General features: G+C 61.9%; 21 protein-coding genes. 6 read left to right on the top strand and 15 right to left on the bottom strand.

Annotation, left to right across the window (positions count from 1 at the left end; genetic code table 11):
• Positions 1 to 17: 17 nt before the first annotated feature.
• Positions 18 to 761: a GntR family transcriptional regulator gene (locus AC57B6_RS24835; RefSeq protein WP_028194192.1), complete on the bottom strand. Its 744-nt coding sequence runs from the start codon at positions 759 to 761 to the stop codon at positions 18 to 20.
• A 53-nt stretch (positions 762 to 814) separates the two neighbouring features.
• A complete protein-coding gene (locus tag AC57B6_RS24830; protein ID WP_028194193.1) occupies positions 815 to 2,554 on the bottom strand; it encodes an IlvD/Edd family dehydratase in 1,740 nt (579 codons plus the stop codon).
• A gap of 144 nt (positions 2,555 to 2,698) precedes the next feature.
• On the opposite strand from AC57B6_RS24830, the gene AC57B6_RS24825 reads away from it, so the two are divergent.
• Both AC57B6_RS24825 and AC57B6_RS24820 read left to right on the top strand, forming a co-directional pair.
• A complete protein-coding gene (locus AC57B6_RS24825; protein WP_496422285.1) occupies positions 2,699 to 3,697 on the top strand; it encodes a 2-hydroxyacid dehydrogenase in 999 nt (332 codons plus the stop codon).
• 41 nt (positions 3,698 to 3,738) lie between these two features.
• Positions 3,739 to 4,668 (top strand): dihydrodipicolinate synthase family protein, encoded by a 930-nt coding sequence (locus tag AC57B6_RS24820; RefSeq protein WP_030099183.1) that lies wholly within the window; start codon positions 3,739 to 3,741, stop codon positions 4,666 to 4,668.
• Between the two features lie 71 nt (positions 4,669 to 4,739).
• Here the strand turns inward: AC57B6_RS24820 and AC57B6_RS24815 are convergent, their stop codons facing one another.
• The 4 genes from AC57B6_RS24815 to AC57B6_RS24800 form a co-directional block, all read right to left on the bottom strand.
• Positions 4,740 to 5,906, bottom strand: coding sequence for a mandelate racemase/muconate lactonizing enzyme family protein (locus AC57B6_RS24815; protein ID WP_051743186.1), 1,167 nt, complete (start codon positions 5,904 to 5,906; stop codon positions 4,740 to 4,742).
• A gap of 123 nt (positions 5,907 to 6,029) precedes the next feature.
• Complete coding sequence (locus AC57B6_RS24810; protein WP_028194196.1) at positions 6,030 to 7,322, bottom strand: MFS transporter; 1,293 nt, start codon at positions 7,320 to 7,322, stop codon at positions 6,030 to 6,032.
• A 73-nt stretch (positions 7,323 to 7,395) separates the two neighbouring features.
• The gene (locus AC57B6_RS24805; RefSeq protein WP_028194197.1) at positions 7,396 to 8,703 is read right to left on the bottom strand and encodes an MFS transporter; all 1,308 of its coding nucleotides are present in this window, start codon (positions 8,701 to 8,703) and stop codon (positions 7,396 to 7,398) included.
• A 102-nt stretch (positions 8,704 to 8,805) separates the two neighbouring features.
• Positions 8,806 to 10,353 (bottom strand): UxaA family hydrolase, encoded by a 1,548-nt coding sequence (locus tag AC57B6_RS24800; protein WP_496422284.1) that lies wholly within the window; start codon positions 10,351 to 10,353, stop codon positions 8,806 to 8,808.
• Positions 10,354 to 10,589: 236 nt separating this feature from the next.
• Here AC57B6_RS24800 and AC57B6_RS24795 point away from each other — a divergent pair, with 236 nt between their 5' ends.
• The 3 genes from AC57B6_RS24795 to AC57B6_RS24785 all read left to right on the top strand — a co-directional run bounded on the left by AC57B6_RS24795 (position 10,590) and on the right by AC57B6_RS24785 (position 14,217).
• Entirely contained in the window at positions 10,590 to 11,528 is a 939-nt protein-coding gene (locus tag AC57B6_RS24795) for an SMP-30/gluconolactonase/LRE family protein (RefSeq protein WP_030099186.1), read from the top strand.
• A gap of 86 nt (positions 11,529 to 11,614) precedes the next feature.
• Complete coding sequence (locus AC57B6_RS24790) at positions 11,615 to 12,019, top strand: heme-binding protein (RefSeq protein WP_444514432.1); 405 nt, start codon at positions 11,615 to 11,617, stop codon at positions 12,017 to 12,019.
• Positions 12,020 to 12,057: 38 nt separating this feature from the next.
• Positions 12,058 to 14,217, top strand: a complete 2,160-nt coding sequence (locus AC57B6_RS24785) for a malate synthase G (RefSeq protein WP_496422283.1) — start codon at positions 12,058 to 12,060, stop codon at positions 14,215 to 14,217.
• A gap of 138 nt (positions 14,218 to 14,355) precedes the next feature.
• On the opposite strand, the gene AC57B6_RS24780 is transcribed toward AC57B6_RS24785, so the two are convergent.
• The 3 genes from AC57B6_RS24780 to AC57B6_RS24770 form a co-directional block, all read right to left on the bottom strand.
• Positions 14,356 to 15,348, bottom strand: a complete 993-nt coding sequence (locus AC57B6_RS24780) for a LacI family DNA-binding transcriptional regulator (RefSeq protein WP_178370452.1) — start codon at positions 15,346 to 15,348, stop codon at positions 14,356 to 14,358.
• A gap of 151 nt (positions 15,349 to 15,499) precedes the next feature.
• A complete protein-coding gene (locus AC57B6_RS24775) occupies positions 15,500 to 16,729 on the bottom strand; it encodes an ATP-grasp domain-containing protein (protein ID WP_496422282.1) in 1,230 nt (409 codons plus the stop codon).
• Positions 16,722 to 16,937: a hypothetical protein gene (locus AC57B6_RS24770; protein WP_028194204.1), complete on the bottom strand. Its 216-nt coding sequence runs from the start codon at positions 16,935 to 16,937 to the stop codon at positions 16,722 to 16,724. Before AC57B6_RS24770 ends, AC57B6_RS24775 begins: the two co-directional genes overlap by 8 nt.
• A gap of 212 nt (positions 16,938 to 17,149) precedes the next feature.
• Between AC57B6_RS24770 and AC57B6_RS24765 the strand changes: the two genes are divergently transcribed.
• Positions 17,150 to 17,437 carry a DUF4148 domain-containing protein gene (locus AC57B6_RS24765; protein ID WP_028194205.1) on the top strand — a complete coding sequence of 96 codons (288 nt, stop codon included), beginning with the start codon at positions 17,150 to 17,152 and terminating at the stop codon, positions 17,435 to 17,437.
• A 69-nt stretch (positions 17,438 to 17,506) separates the two neighbouring features.
• On the opposite strand, the gene AC57B6_RS24760 is transcribed toward AC57B6_RS24765, so the two are convergent.
• The 6 genes from AC57B6_RS24760 to AC57B6_RS24735 form a co-directional block, all read right to left on the bottom strand.
• Positions 17,507 to 18,661, bottom strand: coding sequence for a porin (locus AC57B6_RS24760; protein ID WP_028194206.1), 1,155 nt, complete (start codon positions 18,659 to 18,661; stop codon positions 17,507 to 17,509).
• 102 nt (positions 18,662 to 18,763) lie between these two features.
• Entirely contained in the window at positions 18,764 to 19,747 is a 984-nt protein-coding gene (locus AC57B6_RS24755) for a LysR family transcriptional regulator (RefSeq protein WP_144192370.1), read from the bottom strand.
• Between the two features lie 412 nt (positions 19,748 to 20,159).
• Positions 20,160 to 21,218, bottom strand: a complete 1,059-nt coding sequence (locus tag AC57B6_RS24750; protein WP_281664561.1) for a YVTN family beta-propeller repeat protein — start codon at positions 21,216 to 21,218, stop codon at positions 20,160 to 20,162.
• 57 nt (positions 21,219 to 21,275) lie between these two features.
• Positions 21,276 to 22,001, bottom strand: a complete 726-nt coding sequence (locus AC57B6_RS24745) for a TonB family protein (protein WP_496422281.1) — start codon at positions 21,999 to 22,001, stop codon at positions 21,276 to 21,278.
• A gap of 1 nt (position 22,002) precedes the next feature.
• On the bottom strand, positions 22,003 to 22,401 hold the full coding sequence (locus tag AC57B6_RS24740; RefSeq protein ID WP_028194208.1) for an ExbD/TolR family protein: 399 nt from the start codon (positions 22,399 to 22,401) through the stop codon (positions 22,003 to 22,005).
• 2 nt (positions 22,402 to 22,403) lie between these two features.
• Positions 22,404 to 23,093, bottom strand: a complete 690-nt coding sequence (locus tag AC57B6_RS24735; RefSeq protein WP_030099195.1) for a MotA/TolQ/ExbB proton channel family protein — start codon at positions 23,091 to 23,093, stop codon at positions 22,404 to 22,406.
• Positions 23,094 to 23,096 lie beyond the last annotated feature (3 nt).

Below are 23,096 nucleotides of genomic sequence, written 5' to 3'. Positions count from 1 at the left end.
GATTCAGATAAATGCGGTTATTCGGTCTCGCCCTTCTGTACGACATAGCCGGCCGAGCGGCGATGGTGCGCTTCAAGATACGCATCGCGCGATGGCACCAGGTGCTCCCGGCATAACTTGATCAACGATTCCCGGTCGCCGGATCGGAGCGCCTCGATCATCTGATGATGATCGGCGCGAGCCTTCTCCAGATACTGGGGAAACACGATCGATACCGAACGAATGGCATGCGTGCGGCGTTCATATTCGTGAATCGCCTCGGTTAAAACCTGGCTTTCCGACAGCGCAAAGAACGCATGGTGAAAGGCCATGTTCGCGCGAAACACACGCCGCAGATCGCCGGCGATGGCTGCTTCGTCGTGCTCTGCCTGAATCGCCGTTAATGCATCGAGCGCCTCGCTGCTGACCGGAAAAACGATGCGCCTCGCCGCGTCTGCTTCCAGGAGTTCGCGTAGCGCATACAGTTCCGTGACCTCGCGCGGCGTAAACGACTTGACCACCGCGCCGACATTTTTGCGGCGCTCCGCCAGCCCGCGCCGCTCCAGCTCGACCAGCACCTGACGGGCTACGTGACGCTTCAGGTTGAAGCGCTCGCAGAGATCGTCTTCCACGAGACGTTCGCGCGGATGCAGAACGCCAAGGACGATCTGCTCCTCGAGTTCGTCCGCGACGCTGCGCAGCGTCTCGTCGATATTGCGGTCGCGCTCGACCGTCTTCGTCGTGGGTGCATTGGAGCGTTTGGGCGTGGCAGCGTTGCTCATAAAAGGGATCCGCAAAATGATCTAAGCCGCGAGCCTATACGAAAATGCGATCTTTAACCCTTGTTTCTGTCGCCGGGAACCGTCGCGGTAATCCGGGACGCTTGCAAAAAGTCAAAGTCGCAGCCCTCGTCAGCCTGAGTGATCGTCGTCAGGAACAGCTTGCGATAACCACGCTCCTCGGGATCCACCTTGTGCGCCGGCAGCGCGGCGAGACGCGCTGCAATTTCCTCGTCGCTGAGAGCAAGTTCGATGGAACGATCCGCCACGCTCAGGCGAATCCGGTCGCCCGTTTGTACGATCGCGAGCGGACCGCCGATCGCCGCTTCAGGCGTGACGTGCAGGACCACTGTGCCGGATGCCGTGCCGCTCATGCGTCCATCGGAAATGCGCACCATGTCTTTCACACCCAGGCGGCCGAGCTTGCGCGGGATCGGAATGTAGCCCGCTTCCGGCATCCCCGGTGCGCCGACCGGTCCGATCCGCTTGAGCACCAGTACGTCGTGCGCTTCCACTTCCAGCTCCGGATCGTCGATACGGCGCGCCAGATCCTCCGCGTCCTCGAAGACGACAGCCCGCCCTTCGTGCTCCATCAGGCTGGCGCTCGCCGCCGACTGCTTGATGATCGCGCCGCCCGGCGCGAGATTGCCGCGCAACACCGCGATACCGCCTTGCGGAAAGATCGGCCGGTCAAGCGGGCGCACAACGTCTTGCGGGAAGCTCGCCGGGGCGAGGTCCAGCTCCTCGCCGAGCGTGCGGCCGGTCACAGTGAGAGCGTCGAGATGCAGCAGCCCTTTGATCTCGCGCATGACCGTGGTGAGGCCGCCGGCGCGATGCAGATCTTCCATGTAGTGCTGCCCAGACGGTTTCAGATCGACGAGCACCGGTGTTTCACGCGCCATCTGGTCGAGTTTCTCAAGGTCGATGCGAATGCCGAGCCGGCCCGCGATTGCCGTGAGGTGAATGATGCCGTTGGTCGAGCCGCCGATTGCGAGCAGCACCCGCAACGCGTTTTCGATCGCCTTGGGGGTCAGGATTTTCGCCGGACTCAGATCCTGCCCGATCATCGCCACGGCCTGCGCGCCGGTGCGCTCCGCAATGCGGATGCGATCGGCGGTCACGGCAGGCGCTGACGCACCACCCGGCAGCATGATGCCCAAGGCTTCCGCAATGCACGCCATCGTGCTTGCCGTGCCCATCACCGAACAGGTCCCGACCGTCGCGACAAGCTGATTGTTGACCGCCTCGATCTCGGCTGCGTCGATCTGATCGCCGCGGAAACTCGCCCAGAAACGACGGCAGTCCGTACATGCGCCCACCCGTTCACCGCGGTGCGAGCCCGTGAGCATGGCGCCCGTCACCAGTTGAATAGCAGGAACGCCCGCCGCCGCCGCACCCATCAACTGGGCCGGGACGGTTTTGTCGCAGCCTCCGATCAGCACCACCGCGTCCATCGGCTGGGCCCGGATCATCTCCTCCGTGTCCATCGACATCAGGTTGCGCAGGTACATGCTGGTCGGATGCGAAAAGCTCTCGGCGATCGAAATGGTCGGGAATTCGACCGGCAGCCCGCCAGCCAGCATCACGCCGCGCTTTACCGCCTCGATCAGCTGCGGCGCGTTGCCGTGGCATGGGTTGTAGGCACTGCCCGTGTTCGCGATGGCCACGATCGGACGCGACAGCGCGTCGTCCGTATAGCCCGCACCCTTGATGAAGGCCTTGCGCAGAAAAAGCGAGAAACCTTCATCCCCGTAGTTCGTCAGGCCCTTCCGCAAGCCGCTTTTCTTCTCGCTCATAGCTACTCCTGAATCTTCGATGAAATTATCAATAATCTTGACGAGAATCTTACCGATACTTATAGTCTGTCCGCAAGCGATTCTTTTTCGTTGCGGCCGATGCCGCCCATCACCCCTCTCTAACAGCATTCCGCTGAGGTCTTCATGAAGCATGTCGTGGCCTATCGTTCGTTGCCTCCTGCCGTGCTGGGGCTCCTTCGTGAGCACTGTTCGGTCGAGTTGGTCGACGTTTCCTCCGGCGACCTGGCGCCATTCAGGCGGGCCTTGGGCACGGCTCATGGCATGGTCGGCAACAATCTCAAGATCACGCCACAGATCCTCGACGCAGCGCCTCTGCTTCAGGTTGCGTCGACCATTTCGGCAGGCTTCGACGCGTTCGACGTTCCCGAACTCTCGCGCCGCGGCATTGTTCTGACGAATACGCCCGAAGAAGTCACCGAAACCACCGCGGACCTTGTGTTCAGCCTGATCCTCGCGACCGCCCGCCGCATTTCCGAACTCGCCGACTGGACGCGGCGCGGCCAGTGGACGCGGACCATCGGCGAGGCGCAATTCGGTGTCGACGTACATCACAAGACGCTGGGCATCGTCGGGCTTGGACGCATTGGCAGCGCCGTCGCCAAACGCGCCGCCCTCGGCTTCGGCATGGACGTGATCTATTCCAATCGCTCCCGCAACCCTGAAGCAGAGGAACGCTACGGCGCGCAATGGCGGCCGCTTCCCGAACTGCTTGCGACTGCGGATTTCGTCTGCGTGCTGGTGCCGCTATCGCCCGCCACCGAGCGACTGATCGGCAGCGCCGAACTCGCGACCATGAAGCCGTCGGCCATTCTCATCAACTGTGCTCGCGGGCAGGTCGTCGACGAAGCCGCCCTCATCGCGCATCTCCGTGAAGGCCGCATTCTCGGCGCCGGTCTCGACGTGTTCGAACGCGAACCGGTGTCGCCGGACTCGCCGCTGCTCCAGTTATCGAACGTGGTAGCGGTGCCGCATATCGGTTCCGCTACACAACAGACCCGCGAAAACATGGCGATGCGCGCGGTGCGCAATCTCATCGAAGCACTCGATGGCCAGCTCTCGTCGACCTGTGTCAACCCCGAAGCGCTCCACGCCCGCTCGTCCGCGCAGCAGATCGCCGGCTGAATGGCGCGAAACACCCCCACCCCAAGCAAAAGGAACACGCGATGACCTCAGTCAACCGGCCCCGCGGCGTCTACTCGCCCGTGGTCACGCCGTTCACAAAAGATCTTCTCCCCGACCACGACCGCTACGTCCGTCACTGCCGATGGCTGATCGAACAGGATGTCGGACTTGCTGTTTTCGGCACCAACTCGGAAGCGAATTCGCTCGCCGTCAGCGAAAAAATGAAGCTGCTCGAAACGCTGGTTGGCGCGGACATTCCGGTCGATCGGTTGATGCCGGGCACCGGCTGCTCGGCACTCACTGACACAGTCGAACTGTCACGCCATGCGCTTTCGCTGGGGGTGAACAACGTGCTGATGCTGCCGCCGTTCTTCTACAAGGGCGTCACTGACGAAGGCTTGTTCCGCAGCTATGCGCAAATCATCGAGCGCGTGGGTTCCGACGCACTGCGCATTTATCTGTATCACATCCCGCCTGTGTCCCAGGTGCCGCTCAGCCTTGCGCTGATCGAGCGGCTGCTCGCTGCTTTCCCGGGCGTGATCGCCGGCGTGAAGGACAGTTCGGGCGACTGGAGCAACACGCAGGCCATGCTCGAGCGCTTCCAGCCACAGGGCTTTGACGTGTTCGCCGGCAACGAAAACTTCCTGCTGGCTACCATGCGCGCGGGCGGCGTCGGCTGTATCACGGCAACCGGGAACGTCAATCCGGCAGCTATTGTGGAACTGTATCGACACTGGCAATCGGCCGACGCCGACGCCCGTCAGGCAGCCCTGGACGCCACGCGTGCGGCGTTCGCGAGGTTCCCGATGATCCCCGCGCTCAAGGCCGCGATCGGCGTGTATTCGAACGATCCCGACTGGGGCATCGTGCGTCCTCCTCTAGTCGACCTGACGCCAGTGCAGTGCGATGCGCTCGCCACCGCACTCCGCGAAATCGACTTTTCGATGCCGGGAGTCGAAGTCGCCGCCTGATGTGCCCCGAAGAACAAGGCCGCCGGTTGCATATGCACCCGGCGGCCTCGCTGCTATTCACTGCTTCAGCTTCACGCCCAATCGTCCAGCGCATATTCGTTGAGCGCGGCTTCGTCGAAGTCGAAGCCGAGGCCTGGACGAGTCGGCACGGTCAGCTTGCCGTCTGCGAACGACAGTTGCGTATCCACTAGTCGACGAAAGTTCAGCACCTGATCGTCAGGAAAAAATTCGACGTAGCGTGCATTGGTCGTCGATGCCACCAGATGAACGTGTAGATCGTGGAACCAGTGCGGGCACATCGTCACGCCCACGGCCGCGGCGGACGCCGCAATCCGCCGCCATTCGCTAATCCCGCCGCATACCGCCGCGTCGGACTGAAGAATCAGGGCCGCGCGCTTGTCGAGCAACTCCTGATGCCGCCAGCGCCCTGCTTCTATCTCGCCGGTAGCGACAGTCACCGGCGTGCGCCGGCTCAGTTGCGCATGGCTCTCGATGTCGTCCGGACTGAACGGCTCTTCTATCCAGTACGGGTTGAACGGCTCGTACCGGCGCATGTACTCGAGCGCGGTCGGAACGTCGGACCAGGCGTTGTTGGCATCGAGCATCAACAGCACGTCGTCGCCGATCGCCTCTCGTGCAGCCCTGATCCGCGCTTCCTCGCTGCGCGGATCGAGCCGCCCCACTTTCATTTTCACCGCGCGAAACCCGAGCGCCACGTAGCCCGCCATCTCCTCGCCGAGATGCTCGGGCGTCTTGCCTTCGAGGTAGTAACCACCGCTGGCGTAGGCCGGCACGGTGGCACTGCATGTGCCGCCGAGATAGCGGCTCAACGGCAGCCCCGTAGCGCGTGCATTCCGGTCCCACAAGGCGATGTCGAGGATGGACAGCGCCCGCATGACCGAGCCGGCCCGCCCTTGCAGCAGCGACTCGTCGTACATCGCGCACCACGAGCCTTCGACGTCGAGCGCGGAGCGCCCGAGCAACAGCGGCGCGAACAATTCACGCACGGCATACGTGACCAGCATGCCGGCGCGGTTGCCGCTGTAGCAAAAGCCAATGCCGTAATGGCCATCGGCTGTCGTGACGCGCACGACCGTGTAGTCGCGGGCAGTGACAAGACGGGTCGAGAATGCAGTGCTGCGCTCAAGCGGCACGCGGATGGTGCGCGCCTCCACCGATACGACCCGCGAACGTGTCTGATAACCGGTTTCCTCAGTTTCAACGATGACGTGTTTCATAGCAGTGGATCGACTCGAAAAAATACTGATGCTCATGGGACCGATCGTGCGGCCGCACTCACCGTCGCAGGCGGATGGCTCTGCGTACCACGCCCTGACCGCTTGCGCGGCAGGACGGACCGCTTATGCGGCGGTGGTAGGCGTTCCGGCGGGCTCGCCTGACGCGCGCCGGCCGATCACCAGCAGCATGGCCAGCACGCCGACCAGATCGACTGCCGCGCCGAGCATGAAGCCGCTGCTGTAACCGCCCAGGTACTGGACCGCCAAACCCATCATGGTCGGACCGACGATGCCGGAAATGTTGCTCATCAGGTGAACGAATCCGCTCACGCCCCCGAGATGCCTGCCTGGCACAAGCTCGTGCATGATGGCCCAGCAGGCTTGCGACGAAGCCGTCAGGAACAGCACGGCGAACGCGACAAGCAGGACTGCGGGCGTCACGGAATCGACCATGCTGACGCCCACCAGGGCGAGACCCGACAGCGCCAGCGGTACGATTGCCGAGACCTTGCGCGCCAGCAGCTTGTTGCTCATGCGCTTGAAATACGCGTCGGCGAGCAGGCCGCCGCCGAAGTATCCGATCCCGCCGCAGGCCCAGGGCACTGCGCTCAGAATGCTCATGTGCTTCATGTCCAGATGCAGCGCGTTGGTGAAATAGCTCGGCATCCACGAGATGAACACGAACAGTGTGTAGTTCACCGCGAAAAGTCCGACGCCAAGCGCGAGCGTGCTCGGCCGAAACAGGTAGCTGCGCAGCGGCGTGCTTTCGTCGCCGCCTTCCGCCGGATGTGCCGCGCCACGGCTCGCTTCGACCATCTCGCGTTCCGCTTCGCCAACCCATGCGCTTTGCGCCGGCTTGTCGGTCGCGAATATGCGCCAGGCGACGATCCACACCAGTCCGAGCGCGGCGATAATCACAAACGACGTGCGCCAGCCGTACGCAATGGCAATCAGTCCGACCACCGGCCCGGCGATCGCACTGCCCACCGTCTGGCCCGAAAACGTAAAGCCGACCATGGTTGCGGTTTCATGCCGGGGAAACCAGTTGGTGATGGTCCGGTTGGTCGTCGAATTCATCGGCCCCTCTCCGAAGCCGAAGAGTGCCCGGGAGACCAGCAGCGTGCCAAATCCAGTGGCGGCCGCAGTGAGCCCGCAGAGAATGGACCACGTCCCCATTGCCCAGGAGAAAACCCGGCGCGGCCCGTACTTATCGGCGAGTTGACCACCGACGAATGCGAAGATGGAATAGCCAAAGAAAAAACTGCTGAACACCACGCCGAGTTGCGATGGTGAAAGACTCAGCTCCTTGTTCAGGATGGGCGCGACCACGCCAAGCGCCGCGCGGTCCATGTAATTGATCGCGCCCGCAACAAACAAAAGCAACGCGACAACGTAACGATACTTCCCAGTCTTCATGTTGCCTCTATTCCATGTAATTAAGGATGCCGAACATTATTGTCTGGCACTTCTCTCGAGTGCCATGGAGGTACTACCGGTTGACAAGCTTCGCGGGAAGCTGCGTCAAGATGAGACATGCGGAGACGATCAGCGACCCCGCAATCAGGAACAGGCTCGAATCAAGCGAATGCGTGACCGTCTTCAGCCATCCGACAAGCGTAGGGCTTACGAATCCCGCGAGATTGCCCGTCGAATTGATCAATGCAATGCCGGCGGCCGCACCGGTGCCGCCGAGAAAGGACGTTGGCAAGGCCCAGAACATCGGTAAGGCCGTAATGACGCCCGAAGCGGCAAGCGTCAGTCCAAGCAACGCAATATACGTATTGCTGCCCGCGTAGGCGCACATCACGAAACCCGCCGCCGCCACGCATTGCGGCAACACGACGTGCCAGCGGCGTTCACGCGTACGGTCCGCATGGCGGCCGACCACGATCATTGAAATCAAGGCGGCCAGATAAGGCACGACCGTGAGCAGTCCGATGGTGAAGGCGTCCTTGATTCCGGAACTCTTTATGATGGTTGGCTGCCAGAAGCCGACGGCATAGGAGCCCATCACGATACCGAACAGAATCGCGCACAGGGTCCAGACTTTGAGCGACGTGAAGACCTCGCGCACGGAACCGTGGCTTTTGGTGCGTTCTTCCGCATCGATTTCCGCTGCAATGAAGTCGCGATCCTGCACCGGCAGCCACTTTGCGTCCTTCACCCGGTCGTCGAGGAACCAGAAAATGACGGCCGCCAGGATCAGCGCGGGGACGGCTTCCAGAATGAACAGCCACTGCCAGCCGGCAAGCCCCGCGTTTCCCGCCAGGCGCTGCATGATAAAGCCCGATATCGGGCCGCCGACAATACCCGCCACCGGATTGCCGGCCATCAGGAAAGCGATCATCTTGCCGCGCCGATGCGACGGAAACCAGTAAGTGAGATACAGCACCAACCCCGGAAAAAAGCCCGCTTCGGCCACGCCCAGAAAGAAACGCAATACGTAGAACATCGTGGGCGTGGTGACCCAGGCGGTCGCGGCCGAGAGCACGGCCCACGTGAGCATGATCCGGGCGATCCAGCGGCGCGCGCCGAGCCGATGCAGAAGCAAATTGCTCGGCACCTCGAAAAAGAAATAGCCGACGAAAAAGATGCCGGCGCCGAAGCCGTACATCGCCTCGCTGAAGTTCAAATCGCTGAGCATCTGGAGCTTGGCGAAGCCCACGTTGACCCGATCCAGATAGGCCACCACGTAGCAGACAAACAGCAAGGGCATGAAGCGCCAGGTCACTCGCGTGTAGATCGAGTTGCTTGCCGCGCTGTCGGGTATTCGTATTGCCGTGGTTTGGGTACTCAAGGGCTGTCTCCGCTACTTTTATCCGACTATCTACAGGGCGGCGGTTTTACTTATGGGTGTAAATGACCGTTCGCCCTCGCGATGCGCTGAGCCGCTGCGGACTCAACTCATGATGCCGATCTGCCACGGCACGAATTCGTGGTCGCCGAGCCCGAGCATTTCGCTTTTGGTGCGCTCGCCCGACGCGGCCGCAAGAATAGCGTCGAAGATTTTTTGGCCCGTACTCCGGATCGACGCAACGCCATCCAGGATCCCGCCGCAGTTCAGATCCATGTCTTCGCTCAGACGGGTGTACATAGGCGTGTTGGTGGCGAGCTTCAGCGACGGCACGGGCTTGGCGCCGAACATCGAACCGCGCCCTGTCGTGAAGGCAATGAGATTCGCGCCGCCCGCAATCTGCCCCGTCGCGGAGACCGGGTCGAATCCGGGCGTGTCCATGAAAACGAGTCCAGGTTGCCTCACCGGCTCGGCGTATCGATACACTTCCATCAGCGGGCCGGTGCCGCCTTTCATCGCTGAGCCAATCGACTTTTCGAAGATGTTCGCCAGTCCGCCCACCTGATTGCCCGGGCTGACCTGGCCGTTGATCTGAACGTCCCGACCGACCGAATACTCGTCCTTCCACCAGCGGATCCGCTCAACGAGCTTCTCGCCGACTTCGCGGCTGACCGCACGCCGCGTGAGGGTATGTTCCACGCCGTAGATTTCGGGTGTTTCGGAGAGGATGGCCGTGCCGCCGTGACGGACCAGCAAATCCACCGCCGCGCCAAGCGCGGGATTGGCGGTGATCGACGAAAAGCCGTCCGAGCCGCCGCATTGCAGACCGATCTTCAGGTGGCTTGCCGGAACCGTCTTGCGCTTCACGCGATTGGCCTCGGGCAGCAGCGCCTTTACCGCAGCCACGCCCGCCTCGATGGTGCGGCGGGTGCCGCCGTTCTCCTGCATGATGAACGTGTGCAGCCGCGAATCAGCCGTGAGTCCCTCCTGATCCATCAGCCCGGCCAACTGGTTGCGCTCGCATCCAAGCCCGACGATCAGCGCCGCGGCGAGATTGGGATGGCGCGCGTAACCCGCCATGGTCCGACGCAGCAGCGCCATCGGCTCGCCGCTCATTTCCATGCCGCAACCGATCGAGTGCGTAAATGCGACCACGCCGTCGACGTTGGGGTAATCCGCCAGCCGTTCCGGCGTGAACCATTCGGCGATCCTGTGCGCGACCGTGGCCGAACAATTGACTGTCGACAACACGCCGATGTAGTTGCGCGTGGCAACCTCGCCGTTGTCGCGCACGATGCCCTGGAACGTGGCGCGCCCGGCTTCGGGCACCATCTCGACGGGGCGGTAGTCAGCGCCGAATGCGTAGTCCCGGTCGAACTCGCGGAACTCGACGTTATGGCTATGAACCATCGTGCCGGGGGCAATATCCGTTGCGGCGAAACCGATCACCACGTTGTATTTGCGGACCGGCTCACCTTTTTTGATGGGCCTCGCCGCGATCTTGTAACCCGCGGCCACCTGGCTGCGGCAAACAAAATCTTCCGCCGGAACCGGCGTACCGATTGCGACGTCGATGCGCGCGATTACCACATTGTCAGCGGGATGCAACCGGATCACGGGGCCGGTTACGTCCTTGCTCGTCATCTCAGACATCAGGCATTGCCCTTCCAAAAATTTGCACCGGACGATCAAACAGGGCGCGAACCGAGTAATCGCTTTCTTGCATAACCGCTACGGCCAATGTTCAGCAGCTCAAAACTCAAGAATTTCAGGCATCTTATGGTACTTCAGTCTCGAATTCAAGAGAAAGCGCTTACTCATTTACCTTTATACTACCGGTCGTGCCGCCGCAGAGGCGGAATTGCCGGCTACCCGAACTGGAGATTGAGATGTGGCAACAAGCTGAGCGATACCCCGACCCCCGGGTGATTTCGCTAGACCCTTCCTTCGATAAATACCGCGTGGCCTTTTCGGCTGTCGAACGGCTGGCGACAGGCTACCGGTGGACCGAGGGTCCAGTCTGGTTCGGCGATGGACGCTATCTGCTCTGGAGCGACATTCCGAACAACCAGATGCTGAAATGGGAGGAGGAAACAGGCGTGGTCAGCGTGTTCCGGAAACCTTCCAACTACGCGAACGGCAATACCCGTGACCGGCAGGGACGGCTCGTCACGTGCGAGCACGGGCGCCGCGTCACACGCACGGAATACGACGGCAGCATCACCGTCCTTCTCGATTCCTTTGAAGGCAAATCACTTAATTCCCCCAACGATCTGGTAGTGAAATCGGACGGCTCCATCTGGTTCACCGATCCGCCGATGGGCATTTCCGGACACTACGAAGGAATCAAGGCGGAACAGGAACTCCCGCACTCCGTCTACCGGATCGACGGCGTGACGGGCGAAGCGTCCGTCGTCACGCGCGACCTGAAAGGGCCAAACGGCCTGTGCTTTTCACCCGACGAAAAGCTGCTCTACATCATCGAATCGCGCGGCGTGCCAAACCGGATGATTCACGTCTATGAAATGGACGCGGACGGTCGCGGAATCGGTAAAGGGCGGATGTTCTACGACGCCGGAGTCGGCACGATCGACGGAATGCGCGCGGACATCGACGGCAATTTGTGGTGCGGCTGGGGCATGGGCAACGACGAACTCGATGGCGTCATGGTCATTTCGCCGCAAGGAAAGATGATTGGCCGGATCGCCCTGCCCGAGCGCTGCGCGAATTTGTGTTTTGGCGGACGTGCACGTAACCGGCTGTTCATGGCCGCGTCGCAGTCCATTTATGCGGTCCACGTCAACACCCAGGGCGCCCTGGGTGGCTAACCCGGTTCGCCGCGCAACGTATCCCGGTCACCGGCATGCGCCGGTGGCGACGCTTCACTTTGAAACCCAGACTTGATAACCCCGACATGCAAAGCAAACCCGTATTGACCGTTGTAGAAGCTACGCGAATCCTCGAAGCCGCGCGCGCGGAAGCAGAGAAAAACCAGTGGGCAGTCACCATTGCGGTTGCGGATGACGGAGGCCACCTGCTGGCCTTGCTCCGACTCGACGGCTGTGCGCCGATCGGCGCTTACATCGCGACCGAAAAGGCGCGTACCTCGGCGCTCGGCCGGCGTGAATCGAAGCAGTACGAAGACATGATCAACGGCGGCCGGACCGCATTCCTGAGCGCGCCGCTGGCCGGCACGCTGGAAGGCGGCGTCCCGGTCGTGGTCGACGGGCACATTGTGGGCGCGGTCGGCGTGTCCGGGGTCAAGCCGGAGCAGGATTCGCAAGTGGCCAGAATCGCAGCAAACAGCCTCAACGGCTGATTGATACATTGGAAATGTTGGAGCACATGATGGGTGAAATGATCGAGCGAAACGGGCTGCGCGTCGCGGCTGTTCTGAGTAAATTTGTCGACGATGAAGCATTGCGCGGGACCGGCATCGACAGCGAGGTGTTCTGGAAAGGCTTCGATGCCCTCGTCCACGACCTCGCGCCGAAGAACCGCGCGTTGCTCGCAGAACGCGACCGTCTGCAGACGGAGCTGGACCAATGGCACCGCGCAAATCCGGGGCCGGTGCGCGATCTGAAGGCATACCGCGCATTTCTCGAAGGCATCGGCTATATCGTACCGGCGAGCGCAGCCGTGAAAGCGACGACTGAGAACGTCGATACCGAAATCGCCGAACAGGCGGGACCGCAACTCGTCGTGCCGCTCTCGAACCAGCGCTACGCGCTCAACGCCGCCAATGCACGCTGGGGCAGCCTGTACGACGCGCTCTATGGCACCGACGCCATCCCCGAAACCGACGGCGCGGTACGCACCGCTTACTACAACGTAGTCCGCGGTGCGCGCGTGATCGCGCGTGCCCGTGCCTTCCTCGACGAAGCCGCGCCGCTCGCCAACGGCTCGCACGTCGACGCCATCGCATACCGCGTGGAATGCGGCAAGCTAGCCGTCACGCTCAAGAACGGCTCGTCGGCATTGAAGGTTCCGGCACAGTTCATCGGCTATCAGGGCGACGCTGGCTCCCCTTCCGCCGTCCTGCTTAAGCACCACGGCCTGCACTTCGAGATCCAGATCGACGCCACGCACCCGATCGGCAAGACCGACGCAGCGCGCGTGAAAGACGTGCTGATGGAAGCGGCCGTCTCGACGATTATCGATTGCGAAGACTCGGTTGCCGCCGTCGACGCCGCCGACAAAGTCCAGCTTTACCGCAACTGGCTCGGCCTCGCGAAAGGCGAACTGACCGAGCAAGTCACGAAGAACGGCAAGACCTTCACGCGCCGCCTGAACGCCGATCGCACATACACCGCGCCCGACGGCTCGACCGTGAAGCTGCATGGCCGCTCGTTGCTGTTCATTCGCAACGTGGGGCATCTGATGACAAACCCGGCGATCGTCGATCGCGACGGTCATGAGATTCCCGAAGGCATTCTGGATGCCGTGATGACATCGCTGGGCGCGATGCACGACCTGCAAAACAAGCTCAATTCGCGCACCGGCTCGATTTACATCGTCAAGCCGAAGATGCACGGGCCAGCCGAAGTCGCGTTCGCCAATGAACTGTTCGGTCGCGTCGAAGATCTGCTGGGGCTGCCGCGCCACACCATCAAGATGGGCATCATGGACGAGGAGCGCCGCACGAGCGTCAACCTGCCGGCGTGCATTGCGGCGGCATCGGCACGCGTGGCGTTCATCAATACGGGCTTCCTGGATCGCACCGGCGACGAGATGCACAGCGTCATGGAAGCGGGTCCGATGATGCGCAAGGGCGATATGAAATCGTCGGCGTGGATCGCGGCTTACGAGCGTAATAACGTACTGGCCGGCCTAAGCTCGGGATTGCGCGGACGCGCGCAGATCGGCAAGGGCATGTGGGCGATGCCCGACCTGATGCACGCGATGCTCGAACAGAAGATCGCGCATCCGAAAGCGGGCGCGAACACGGCCTGGGTGCCGTCGCCGACCGCCGCAACGCTGCACGCGCTGCACTACCATCAAGTTGACGTTCAGGCCGTGCAGCAGGAGCTGGAAACGACGGGCTACGACAGCGTACGCGATGAACTGCTCGATGGCTTGCTGACCATACCTGTGGTCGAAAAGGCGCAGTGGTCGGAGGAGGAAATCCGCGAGGAAATCGAGAACAACGCGCAAGGGATTCTGGGTTACGTGGTGCGCTGGATCGATCAGGGCGTCGGATGCTCGAAGGTGCCGGATATTCACGATATCGGTCTGATGGAAGACCGCGCGACGCTGCGCATTTCGAGCCAGCACATTGCGAACTGGCTGCATCACGGGGTGGTGTCGGAGGCGCTGGTGAACGAAACGTTCAAGCGCATGGCGAAAGTGGTGGATGCGCAGAACGCCAACGACCCGCAGTACCAGCCCATGACCGGTCACCTGGACACATCGCTCGCCTTCAAAGCGGCGAAGGCGCTGGTTTTTGAAGGGCGCGCGCAGCCTGCCGGGTATACGGAGCCATTGCTGCACAAGTTCCGGCTGGGCGCGAAGGGTTAGGCGCGGATCGCAGTCGACACCGCGGGACGATTCCAGCCTGCATGGAGGGCCACCGCCGTCGTCCCGCGCGTCCATGCGTCTGGCGACTGGCGGCCCCGGTTCGTGTTTTCACAAGGCGCCACGCCGTGTGCCGCCGACCTAGGTGGTGCGAGGGCGCCCCGTTGTACCGCGCACGATCAGGTCGGTCGGCACGATGTACTGCGAACTGACCGGCCGCCCTTCGATCCGGGCGAGCAGATACTCGGCGCTGCGCGCGCCGATTTCGTCGGCTGCGAGCCGCATGGTCGTCAACGGCGGCGACGTGAAGCTGGAAAACTCGATGTCGTTGATGCCCGCTATCGACAGCTCGCCCGGTACGTCGATACCCGACTCGCGCGCTTCGGCAAGCGCGCCGATTGCAAGCAGATCGGTACCGCAGATGACAGCCGTTGGACGCTCGGGACCGTTCATCAGCGCCTTCATCGCCATCTGGCCTTCAATAATCTTATGCGGCATCTCGATCAGATGCTCGTGGCGCAACTGCAGCCCACGTGACTGCAGCGCCGCGCGCACACCAACGACGCGATCAGCCGCACGATCGCTGTGCTGCGTCATCTGGGTAATCATGCCGAATCGCACATGCCCGAGTTCGAGCAGATACTCGGCGAGGCGCCGACCCACCGCGACATTGTCGAATCCGACATAAGGATGATCGTGATCGACGGTCCAGCCGTTGACGAGCGGAATCTGCTCCTTTTCGATCAGTTCGTACAGCGCAGGCGAGTGGTTACGGCCTACCAGCATCAGGCCGGCAATGCCGTCCGCGATCAGCGCACGCACCTGCTTCAGTTCGTCCTCCTGGTCGTAGTACGAACAGCCAAGCAGCAACGTATAGCCGGCTTCCCCAATGCGCTTTTGCAGCGCGAACACACCGATCGCGAAGTTCTGGTTTTCCAGCGACGGAATCACCGCACCGATCGTCTTCGAGCGCTGCGACGCCAGCGCGCGCGCTGCGGCGTGCGGCGTGTAGCCGAGTGTCTGCGCGATCTCGCGTACACGGTTCTGCAGTTCGGCCGCTACCGTCGCGTTGCCGTTCAGCACACGCGAAACGGTCGCGGTCGATACACCCGCTGCGCGTGCCACGTCCAACACGGAAATTGCATTCGATTTGCGACGCGGCGCTCTTTTCTTTGTTTCTGCGGTCAACTTGCACCCTGCCCGGTGTCGAGGCGCACGATCGCGCCTTCTTAGCCGCATTCTATAACGAGGCGCACCGGGAAATGGAGGCCGCCGGGATCCGGATTCAGGCACCGGTCGAGGGATTGCGGCCAACCCGCGCGGCAAGCAGCAATTGATGAAATGCACTGAACACCCGGCGCATTTGCGCAAGCTTGTACGGAAACAAGGCCGCATCGTCCATATCGTGGACGACCATAGCTGTCGCGATTTCGAAAATAAGCAGCCTTCCGTCTTCTGTTTCGGCGCAATCGAATCCGACGTAGTCCAGGCTTGTCCGCTCGACTACAGCGCGCAAAGCTTCGCGATGGCGCACCGCAAAGGTGGTGTCGAAATTGGCCATCAGACGCTCCTCCTCAGCCCGGCGCTCCGGATGCGCGATCATTTCCGCGTAGGGGTAATGAACCATCCAGTGCGCCGAAATGCCCATATGACACAAAAAAGGCGTCATCCCGATCATTACGATCCGGTATTTACGGAACAGACCGTCCGCACTGCTGTAGTCGATGAAGGGCGCGATGTACAACTCGGCGACAGCCGAACGATCCACGTAATCGGCAAGTTCCGCGGCGCAGGAAATTCTCTCCAACCCCTCGCCGGCATGCGATCCGACCGGGCGGACGATGAGCGGATAATCCGAGTCCAGCATGACGAGGTTGTCGGATCGACCCGCGAGCAGATCCAGAATTTGAGCGCGCGAAACGCGTCTCGTTGGCGCCATACAGATATCCGGGACGCCGCCCAGCAGCGCGTAGGCCGCTTCGCGCGTCGTGTGCGCGATACGTTCCGGCAGGTTGAGCACGGGCTTTGTTGTCGTGGGTAACAACGAGGCGATCAGGTCGAGAGCGGCGATATTCTCATCCAGCGCGCATGCCGCCACCAACACGACATCATGCTCCGGCAAGCGGCATTCCTGCGTGGAGTGTTCGTCGATATAGAGCACGTCGACCTGCAAGTCGGCGTGTTCAAGAAGGCACTCGACCGGCGTATTCGCCATCAGGTCGCCGGGCGCTTTCAGCACCAGCAACTTTACCGAGGGACTTTCCGTGCTGGCATTTTTTATCCGGTAAAGTCGGCGCATCTGCAATGCCTGCCGCTGAACGGCAAGCGCCGCCGGCTTTTCGTATTTCATCTCCAGAACCAGCGAGAGGTCGAGCAGCGCGCCAGGATCGTCATGGCGCTGCGCGTACTCAAGCAGACTCACGCCCAGTGGCGTCAGATCATTGCCCGCGGTCGCCGCCCTTAACAATACACTCAGGCCCAGGGATTGATAGGCCTCGCAGGTTGCTTCAGTCATGGCCGTCACGTCCGCTTTCATCCGGGTCCGCCAGAGCGTGAACCGCCGAAGGCAGCGCGCCGACATATCCAACTTCTTCCTCGAACCAGCCTTCAGGAATACCCTCCGCGGACGGCGCTTCGCGATATGTTGCCCTGTCACCCACCGTCGAGTTATCGACAACCAGCGACAAACCTACCGGCTTTGCGTGGTGCTTCGCTGCGCACATGTGTGTTCCCTTAAATGTTGATGCGACGGCTCGCGCGAGCCACAAGCCGCTATGCGAAGGCATACCCGAGGCACGCGCTGCAATGCAGTTGCACTCCACGCTTCGTGTAGTTAACGAAACGGTAATCCTGCGGTCAACGCGTCGACAGCCGGAATGACAACAATAGGAATGGTGGTGCAAGCCATTCATTCCTCGCCAACCGGAGAAACACCATGAAACTGCTTACCGCCTTCGCTGTGATCGCCTTCAGCTTGTCGTTCGGCGCCAATGCTTTCGCCCAGTCATCCACCGGCGGCTTGACGCGGGCCGAGGTGTACGCTCAACTCGTGCAGGCCGAGGCAGACGGCCTCGTACCGGCACCCAGGAGCGACTATCCGCCGTCTGCAGAGGCCGTCGCCCGCAATCGGGAAATCTATGCGATCCGGCATGGCACCGACGCCGCAAGCCCGACAACTACCACAGACTCCGCAGCCGCCCATTCGGAGTCGGCGTCGAACTGATGCCGTGAAGCAATGCGTGCCGCCCAGTCATCGGGCAAACACTGCCCGATGACCGCAAAGCGCAAGCGATCAGAATTTGTGCCGGATACCGACGCGCGCGAGGACCTGATTCGCGCTCGACGACGGTGCATCCGCGCCCGTTATATACGCGGTATTCAATGGAGCCGACACCGTGCCGCCACCCGATGCGTGCTGGTACATACCCTGCACGTAGACGTCGGTGCGCGCTGACAGGTTATAGTCCGCCATCAAGCCCACCTGCTGGTATTTCGGCTTCGAATTGCCCGCACTGGAGTCGAAGTGGGCAATCGTGTAGTTGTACATCGCGCCGACATACGCGGCCTTCGTCAATTGATACTTGGCGTTGAGTTCGAAGTTATCGAATTTCAGGCTGGTCGCGGTGTTTGCGAAGTTGCCGACGTAGACCGAGCCGGTCGCGTCGTTCAGGCTCGTATGGCTATACACAAAGCCGAGCAACGTCGGTCCGATCGTGTAGTTGATGCCCGCGCCCCAGACTTGTTGACGGCCGGCGAAAAAGTCGGTGTCGTCGGCAGCGAGCGAACCGCCTGTCGTGCCGCCCGGATTGTTGATCTGCATATAGGCCGCGGCCACCGTCACATTGCTGCCAACGTATTGCGCGCCGAGGCTGTAAGACCGATTGTTCGCGAAGCCGCCTGCCTGGTTGCTGAAGCCGTACAGGCCGCCGAACGTAACGCCGCCGTACGTGTTGCTCGTGTACTTCACGCTGTTGTTCAAACGGAAGGAGTTGTCGGTGTTGTCGTTATCGTACGGATGCGACATCAGATAGCCCGCCCAGTTTCCGTTTGCCGTGAGCGGCGCGAGGAAGTCGACGACGGAGTCATATTGCCGGCCCATCGTCAGCGTGCCGAATTGCGTTGAGCTCAGGCCGACGTACGCCTGACGTCCGAACATCCGGCCGCCCTGGCCGAGCTTGCCCGAGTTGACGTCGAATCCGTTTTCCAACTGGAAGACTGCCTTGGTCCCACCGCCCAGGTCCTCCGCCCCCTTCAGACCCCAGCGGGAGCCTTGCGCAAAACCGCTTTCCATCTGTACGTTCGAATGGCCGCCGGTATTGTTGGTGTAATTCAGGCCTTCGTCGATCAGGCCGTACAGCGTGACGCTGCTTTGCGCCATCGCGCTGATAGGGGCAAATGTACAGCCGAGCGCGGTATTGGCGACCGCGGCAATCAGGAGTCTTTTCATGTAGTCGGATCCTTGTGGGTAAGAACACCGCGCCGCTGCGCCACCCGCGCTATTTGCGCGGAGTCCGGGCGCAGCCGACGTCGGTTGTTCGCACTTTAGGACCTACAAAATCCCGCCCCACAGCAATTCAGTATTGCTCGATTGGTGTTGTACGGGGCCGACGCGTACGTCGCTTTGTGCCTTGCCTTCGAACGGTTTCCGACGATAGCGCTCCACGACGAAATCAACGAAGCTGCGCAAAGCAACCGCCATGTGCGGCTGCCCGAGATAGAGCAGCCACACAGTGCGTTCGTCGCCACATAGCGTGACGTCATCCAGCAACGCACACAAGCTGCCGCTGGTCAGTTCGTTCTGTACGAACGAACGTGATAAGCGCGCGATTCCGAGTCCCGCCAGCACCGCACGCTTGATGACGTGAGGACTTTGTATGTTCAGGATCGGCCGCACAACGACGCGTTGTGTGCCGTGGGCGTCGCGAAACTCCCAGTAACGGCTCGGCGCATCCGACGCGACGAGCACGTCGTGCGAGTCCAGCTCGCCCGGCGTGCACGGCGCAGGGCGACGCGCCAGATAGTCGGGGCTTGCAACAATCACGTCGCGTGTTTGCGCGAGCGGCCGGCACACCAGCGACGAATCACGCAGGCGACGCTCCGCACTGAAGCACACATCGAACTCGCTGGCCGCGACGTCGCTCATATTGTCGAACACGGTCAGGTCGAAACTCACGCGGGGTTCGTGGGCACGGTAGGCGGCCAGCATGTCCGGTAGATCGGTAGTCGCGTACAGCGACGACGCCGCGATCCGTAGCGAACCGCCAGGCTGTCCCACTGCGGCGGCGATACATTCGTCCATGTCGTCGAGCTGCCTGAGCAACTCGGTGCAGCGCTCCCAATACAGCCGGCCTGTCGCCGTCAACGATACGCGCCGCGTAGTCCGATTGATCAGCCGAACGCCTAAGTGTTCCTCGAGCGTCGCGACACTGCGCGTGACAACCGAATTGGAAATGCCCAATTGCTTGGCGGCTTCGGCGAAATTCAGGCACTCCGCAACCTTGGCGAAGATGCGTATCGAAGCCAACTGGTTCATCGTGTTCCCCGGCGCATGCTGGCTGGCAAGTTTCGGGCGCAATACAGCAGTGTGAGGGGGCGAGAAACCATAGGTGTGCACTCCATCTGTTAGACGTCGAGCTCCTCGCGGGGGATGGAGTCGCGTCGCTACGCCCGCGCCTAACCGCGGGAGGTTAATTCCCAGCATAGCGACCACTTCGTTACCCCAGGCCGTCCGGCAGATTACAGGATCGTTATTTTTCCGGTTAAAACGGCGGGTTAAAAATAGCAAAGCAACAGTGCTGGTTAGTATCTGTTGCATGGGCTCTGTCAAGTTGACGAACGCAGACGATCTGCGCGGCTCGGCCGCCGGACTTGTCGCCGCGGCGCCGGATCGACGCTATCCGGCATGCGCCGCAGACGTAATACGGCAAGCCAGCAATGGACCACGCTTACTTAAGTTGCGCGACGAGCACTTCGAACGTGTGAGGAATGATCGTTGGACGCGGATGAGGATCTTGCGCCGTCGCCGCTTCGGCAGGACCGAACTTCGAAGACACCAGGTACACGCGGTGCGTCTGCGGATCGAGCGCCATCGTCTTTGCGCCTTCCTGCGTCTGCACGTTCTGCATGACCCTGTAGTGATCCGCGTCGTCTTCGTGGACCACCGTCAGCGTGCCATTCGCACCGTTGGAACTGAACGCCAGCTTCAACGCCGGATCGAACGCGGCGGCATCTGGATGCCCGCCAATCGGCAAGTCGGCCACCGCATGGCCCGACTTCGCATCCACCACCATCATGTGTTCGTTCGCGCACACGGTGAACAGGCGCTCGTTCTTAGCGTCGATGGCGAGTCCCGACGGCTTCTCGCAGGGCGCAAGCGGCCAACGCGCCACTACTTCAGCAGAACTCGCATCAATCTCGACGATCTCACTCCTGTCTTCCACGTTGACGAAAACGTGCCCCTGACCGTCGGCGGCAAGCGCCTCCGGCTTGCCGCCGACCTGCGTGGTCGCGACAATCTTGCGCGTTGCAACGTCAATTGCGCTCACGCTTTTGTCATGCCCGTTGCTGACGTAGACGCGCTGCAGGGACGGCACATACAGAATGCCGTCCGGATCGGGACCCGCGGCTTTAATGGTGTCGACCGCCTTCAGCGTATCGAGGTTGATGACCGTTATCGTATTCGCGCGGCCGTTGGTCACGAAACCGAGCTTGCGATCCTGGACGAACGCGAAACCGTGCACACCGTCGGTGTTTTTTATTTCGCCGAACAGCTTTCCGGTATGCGTGTCGACCACTTGAACGTGGTCATCGCGGCTCACGAACAGATGATGCCGGACCGGATCGTATGCGACGTAGTCCCAACGCTCGGCGCCTTGCAGCGCATAACGCCCGGTCACTTCGAACTGCGCGCCGGTCTTCGCGGTCACGGCGTGCGCCGCGCTACATAACAATCCGGATAGAAGACCGCCGGCAATCAGCATGTGCAAAGTTTTGCTTCGTTTCACGTCGAAATGACTCCAGTTAATTCTGTTGATTTGATTGGGGTGCGCGCGCCTTCTCGGTCAGTCGGGGCGATCGAGATCGAACGTGACCCACAACTGCTCGGAAAGCGTCTTACCCACGAAGGCCGGATCGGGCTTTGGATAAGCCGCGTCGCGCACTGCCGCGACCGCCGCGCGGTCCAGCAAGCCCAGTCCGCTTGGGACGATCACGCGCACATCCGACACCACGCCGTCGCGATACTGAAACGCGACTCGTGTGCGTCCCGACATGCCGGCCATACGCGCCGACTCGGGGTAACGCAGCGCCGCCTGAATCGCCGCGCGCAATGCGCCCTCGAAACTCGGCGATGCCTTAGTAGGAGCGGCAGGCGGTGCAGGCGCTGGAGGCGGCGCGGGCGCCGGCTCAGTCGGCGCGACCGAAGGCAGCACCGGCGCGGGCGCTTGAACCGGCTGCAGCGGCGGCGCAACCGCAGGCTTCGGCGGCGGTGTATGCGTCACCAGGTGATGCACCGGCACAACCGGCCGCACCGGCGGCGTCTCGAGCTTCGGCGGTGTTGGAACAACCGGCTTTGGCGCCGGCGGGGTCGGCGGGGTCGGCGGGGTCGGCGCGGGTGGCGCAGCAAGGGTCAGCGTGGTCGGCGGAAGTTCGACCGGGGCCGGCGCCTTGTGCGTCAGGAACACTAACGCACCGCCGAGCAACAGCGCCTCCGCGACCAGCGCAAGCGCCGCGGCGGGAAATAGGCGGGTGCGTTCTTGCGGCATGCCGGAGACGGGTACAGTCGCCATATCAGTTCGCCACAGGTTGCGCGGCCAGCGCGATCTGCGTGACGCCCGCGGCCCGGCACGCGTCCATCACGGCGACGAGCTTCTGGAGCTGCGCTTCCTTCGAGCCGGCAATCGTCACCGCCGTGTGGGCGACATCCGGGCGCGCCGCAAGCATCGCCGTCAGTTGCGCGGTGCTGAGCGTCTTACCGTCGACGGACACGCTGCCGTCAACGGCAAGCGTGATCGTCACTTTCGGCGGCGGCAACGACTGCGTCGTAGCACTCGAAGGCAATTGCGTGCGCAGACCCGCATTCGGGATCATGTGCAGCGTGATCATGATGAAGAACACCAGCAGAAAGAACATGATGTCGATCATCGGAATGATCTCGATGCGAGCCTTGCGCGCTTCGAAGTACTTCATCGTCACACTCCCTGCGACGCGAGCTTGCCGACTACCGCGCGCGGCGTCTCACGCACTGGCTTCGCGGCTTCCTGCGAGGTTGCCGCGAGGCGGTTGACGAGTGCGGCCTTCAAGGTCTCGAGCTGATGCAATACGGCGCGTGCCCGATTGTGCAGGCCGTTGAAAAATACCAGCCCGATCATCGCCACGAACAAGCCCGATGCCGTCGCGACCAGCGCTTCGGCGACGCCGCCCGTGACCTGGGTCGGCGCATTGCCCGGATTCGACAGGACCTGAAACGCGTTGAACATGCCCACGATCGTGCCGAAAAGGCCAAGCAACGGCGCCAGCGTGACAATCGTATCGAGCACCCACAGCAGGCGGTCGATGCGCGGCGCCTCGCGCATGATCGCTTCGTCGAGGCAAGCGCCAAGTTCTTCGCGCGACGCCTGCCCTGGAACGCTCGCCGCCGTCTTTATCAGTCTGCCGGTGGGCAAGTCGTCGAATTGCTCGGCGCAGGATACGAGCGCGGCCACATTCAACGGATTGAGGTGGTCGAGTTGCTCGAGCGCATCGCGGCCACTACCCGCTACACGGTGCAGATACCAGAGGCGCTCGATGATAATCGTCAAGGCGATGAACAGCATCGTAGCGATGACGTAGAGTACGCCGCCTGAATCGTTCGCAAGGTCGGTGAGGTGAGCAAGGTTCATGGA

The organism is Paraburkholderia sp. BGA-UO-ETr-F12 (assembly GCF_059567945.1).
The sequence above is the reverse complement of the archived record's forward strand: the minus strand, read 5'-3'. Positions and strand labels throughout refer to the sequence as shown.

Excerpts from the sequence above, each read along its gene's own strand:
- AC57B6_RS24835 (WP_028194192.1), bottom strand. The coding sequence starts at position 761 with ATGAGCAACGCTGCCACGCCCAAACGCTCCAATGCACCCACGACGAAG.
- AC57B6_RS24830 (WP_028194193.1), bottom strand. The coding sequence starts at position 2,554 with ATGAGCGAGAAGAAAAGCGGCTTGCGGAAGGGCCTGACGAACTACGGG.
- AC57B6_RS24825 (WP_496422285.1), top strand. The coding sequence starts at position 2,699 with ATGAAGCATGTCGTGGCCTATCGTTCGTTGCCTCCTGCCGTGCTGGGG.
- AC57B6_RS24820 (WP_030099183.1), top strand. The coding sequence starts at position 3,739 with ATGACCTCAGTCAACCGGCCCCGCGGCGTCTACTCGCCCGTGGTCACG.
- AC57B6_RS24815 (WP_051743186.1), bottom strand. The coding sequence starts at position 5,906 with ATGAAACACGTCATCGTTGAAACTGAGGAAACCGGTTATCAGACACGT.
- AC57B6_RS24810 (WP_028194196.1), bottom strand. The coding sequence starts at position 7,322 with ATGAAGACTGGGAAGTATCGTTACGTTGTCGCGTTGCTTTTGTTTGTT.
- AC57B6_RS24800 (WP_496422284.1), bottom strand. The coding sequence starts at position 10,353 with ATGTCTGAGATGACGAGCAAGGACGTAACCGGCCCCGTGATCCGGTTG.
- AC57B6_RS24795 (WP_030099186.1), top strand. The coding sequence starts at position 10,590 with ATGTGGCAACAAGCTGAGCGATACCCCGACCCCCGGGTGATTTCGCTA.
- AC57B6_RS24790 (WP_444514432.1), top strand. The coding sequence starts at position 11,615 with ATGCAAAGCAAACCCGTATTGACCGTTGTAGAAGCTACGCGAATCCTC.
- AC57B6_RS24785 (WP_496422283.1), top strand. The coding sequence starts at position 12,058 with ATGATCGAGCGAAACGGGCTGCGCGTCGCGGCTGTTCTGAGTAAATTT.
- AC57B6_RS24775 (WP_496422282.1), bottom strand. The coding sequence starts at position 16,729 with ATGACTGAAGCAACCTGCGAGGCCTATCAATCCCTGGGCCTGAGTGTA.
- AC57B6_RS24770 (WP_028194204.1), bottom strand. The coding sequence starts at position 16,937 with ATGTGCGCAGCGAAGCACCACGCAAAGCCGGTAGGTTTGTCGCTGGTT.
- AC57B6_RS24765 (WP_028194205.1), top strand. The coding sequence starts at position 17,150 with ATGAAACTGCTTACCGCCTTCGCTGTGATCGCCTTCAGCTTGTCGTTC.
- AC57B6_RS24760 (WP_028194206.1), bottom strand. The coding sequence starts at position 18,661 with ATGAAAAGACTCCTGATTGCCGCGGTCGCCAATACCGCGCTCGGCTGT.
- AC57B6_RS24755 (WP_144192370.1), bottom strand. The coding sequence starts at position 19,747 with ATGAACCAGTTGGCTTCGATACGCATCTTCGCCAAGGTTGCGGAGTGC.
- AC57B6_RS24745 (WP_496422281.1), bottom strand. The coding sequence starts at position 22,001 with ATGGCGACTGTACCCGTCTCCGGCATGCCGCAAGAACGCACCCGCCTA.
- AC57B6_RS24740 (WP_028194208.1), bottom strand. The coding sequence starts at position 22,401 with ATGAAGTACTTCGAAGCGCGCAAGGCTCGCATCGAGATCATTCCGATG.
- AC57B6_RS24735 (WP_030099195.1), bottom strand. The coding sequence starts at position 23,093 with ATGAACCTTGCTCACCTCACCGACCTTGCGAACGATTCAGGCGGCGTA.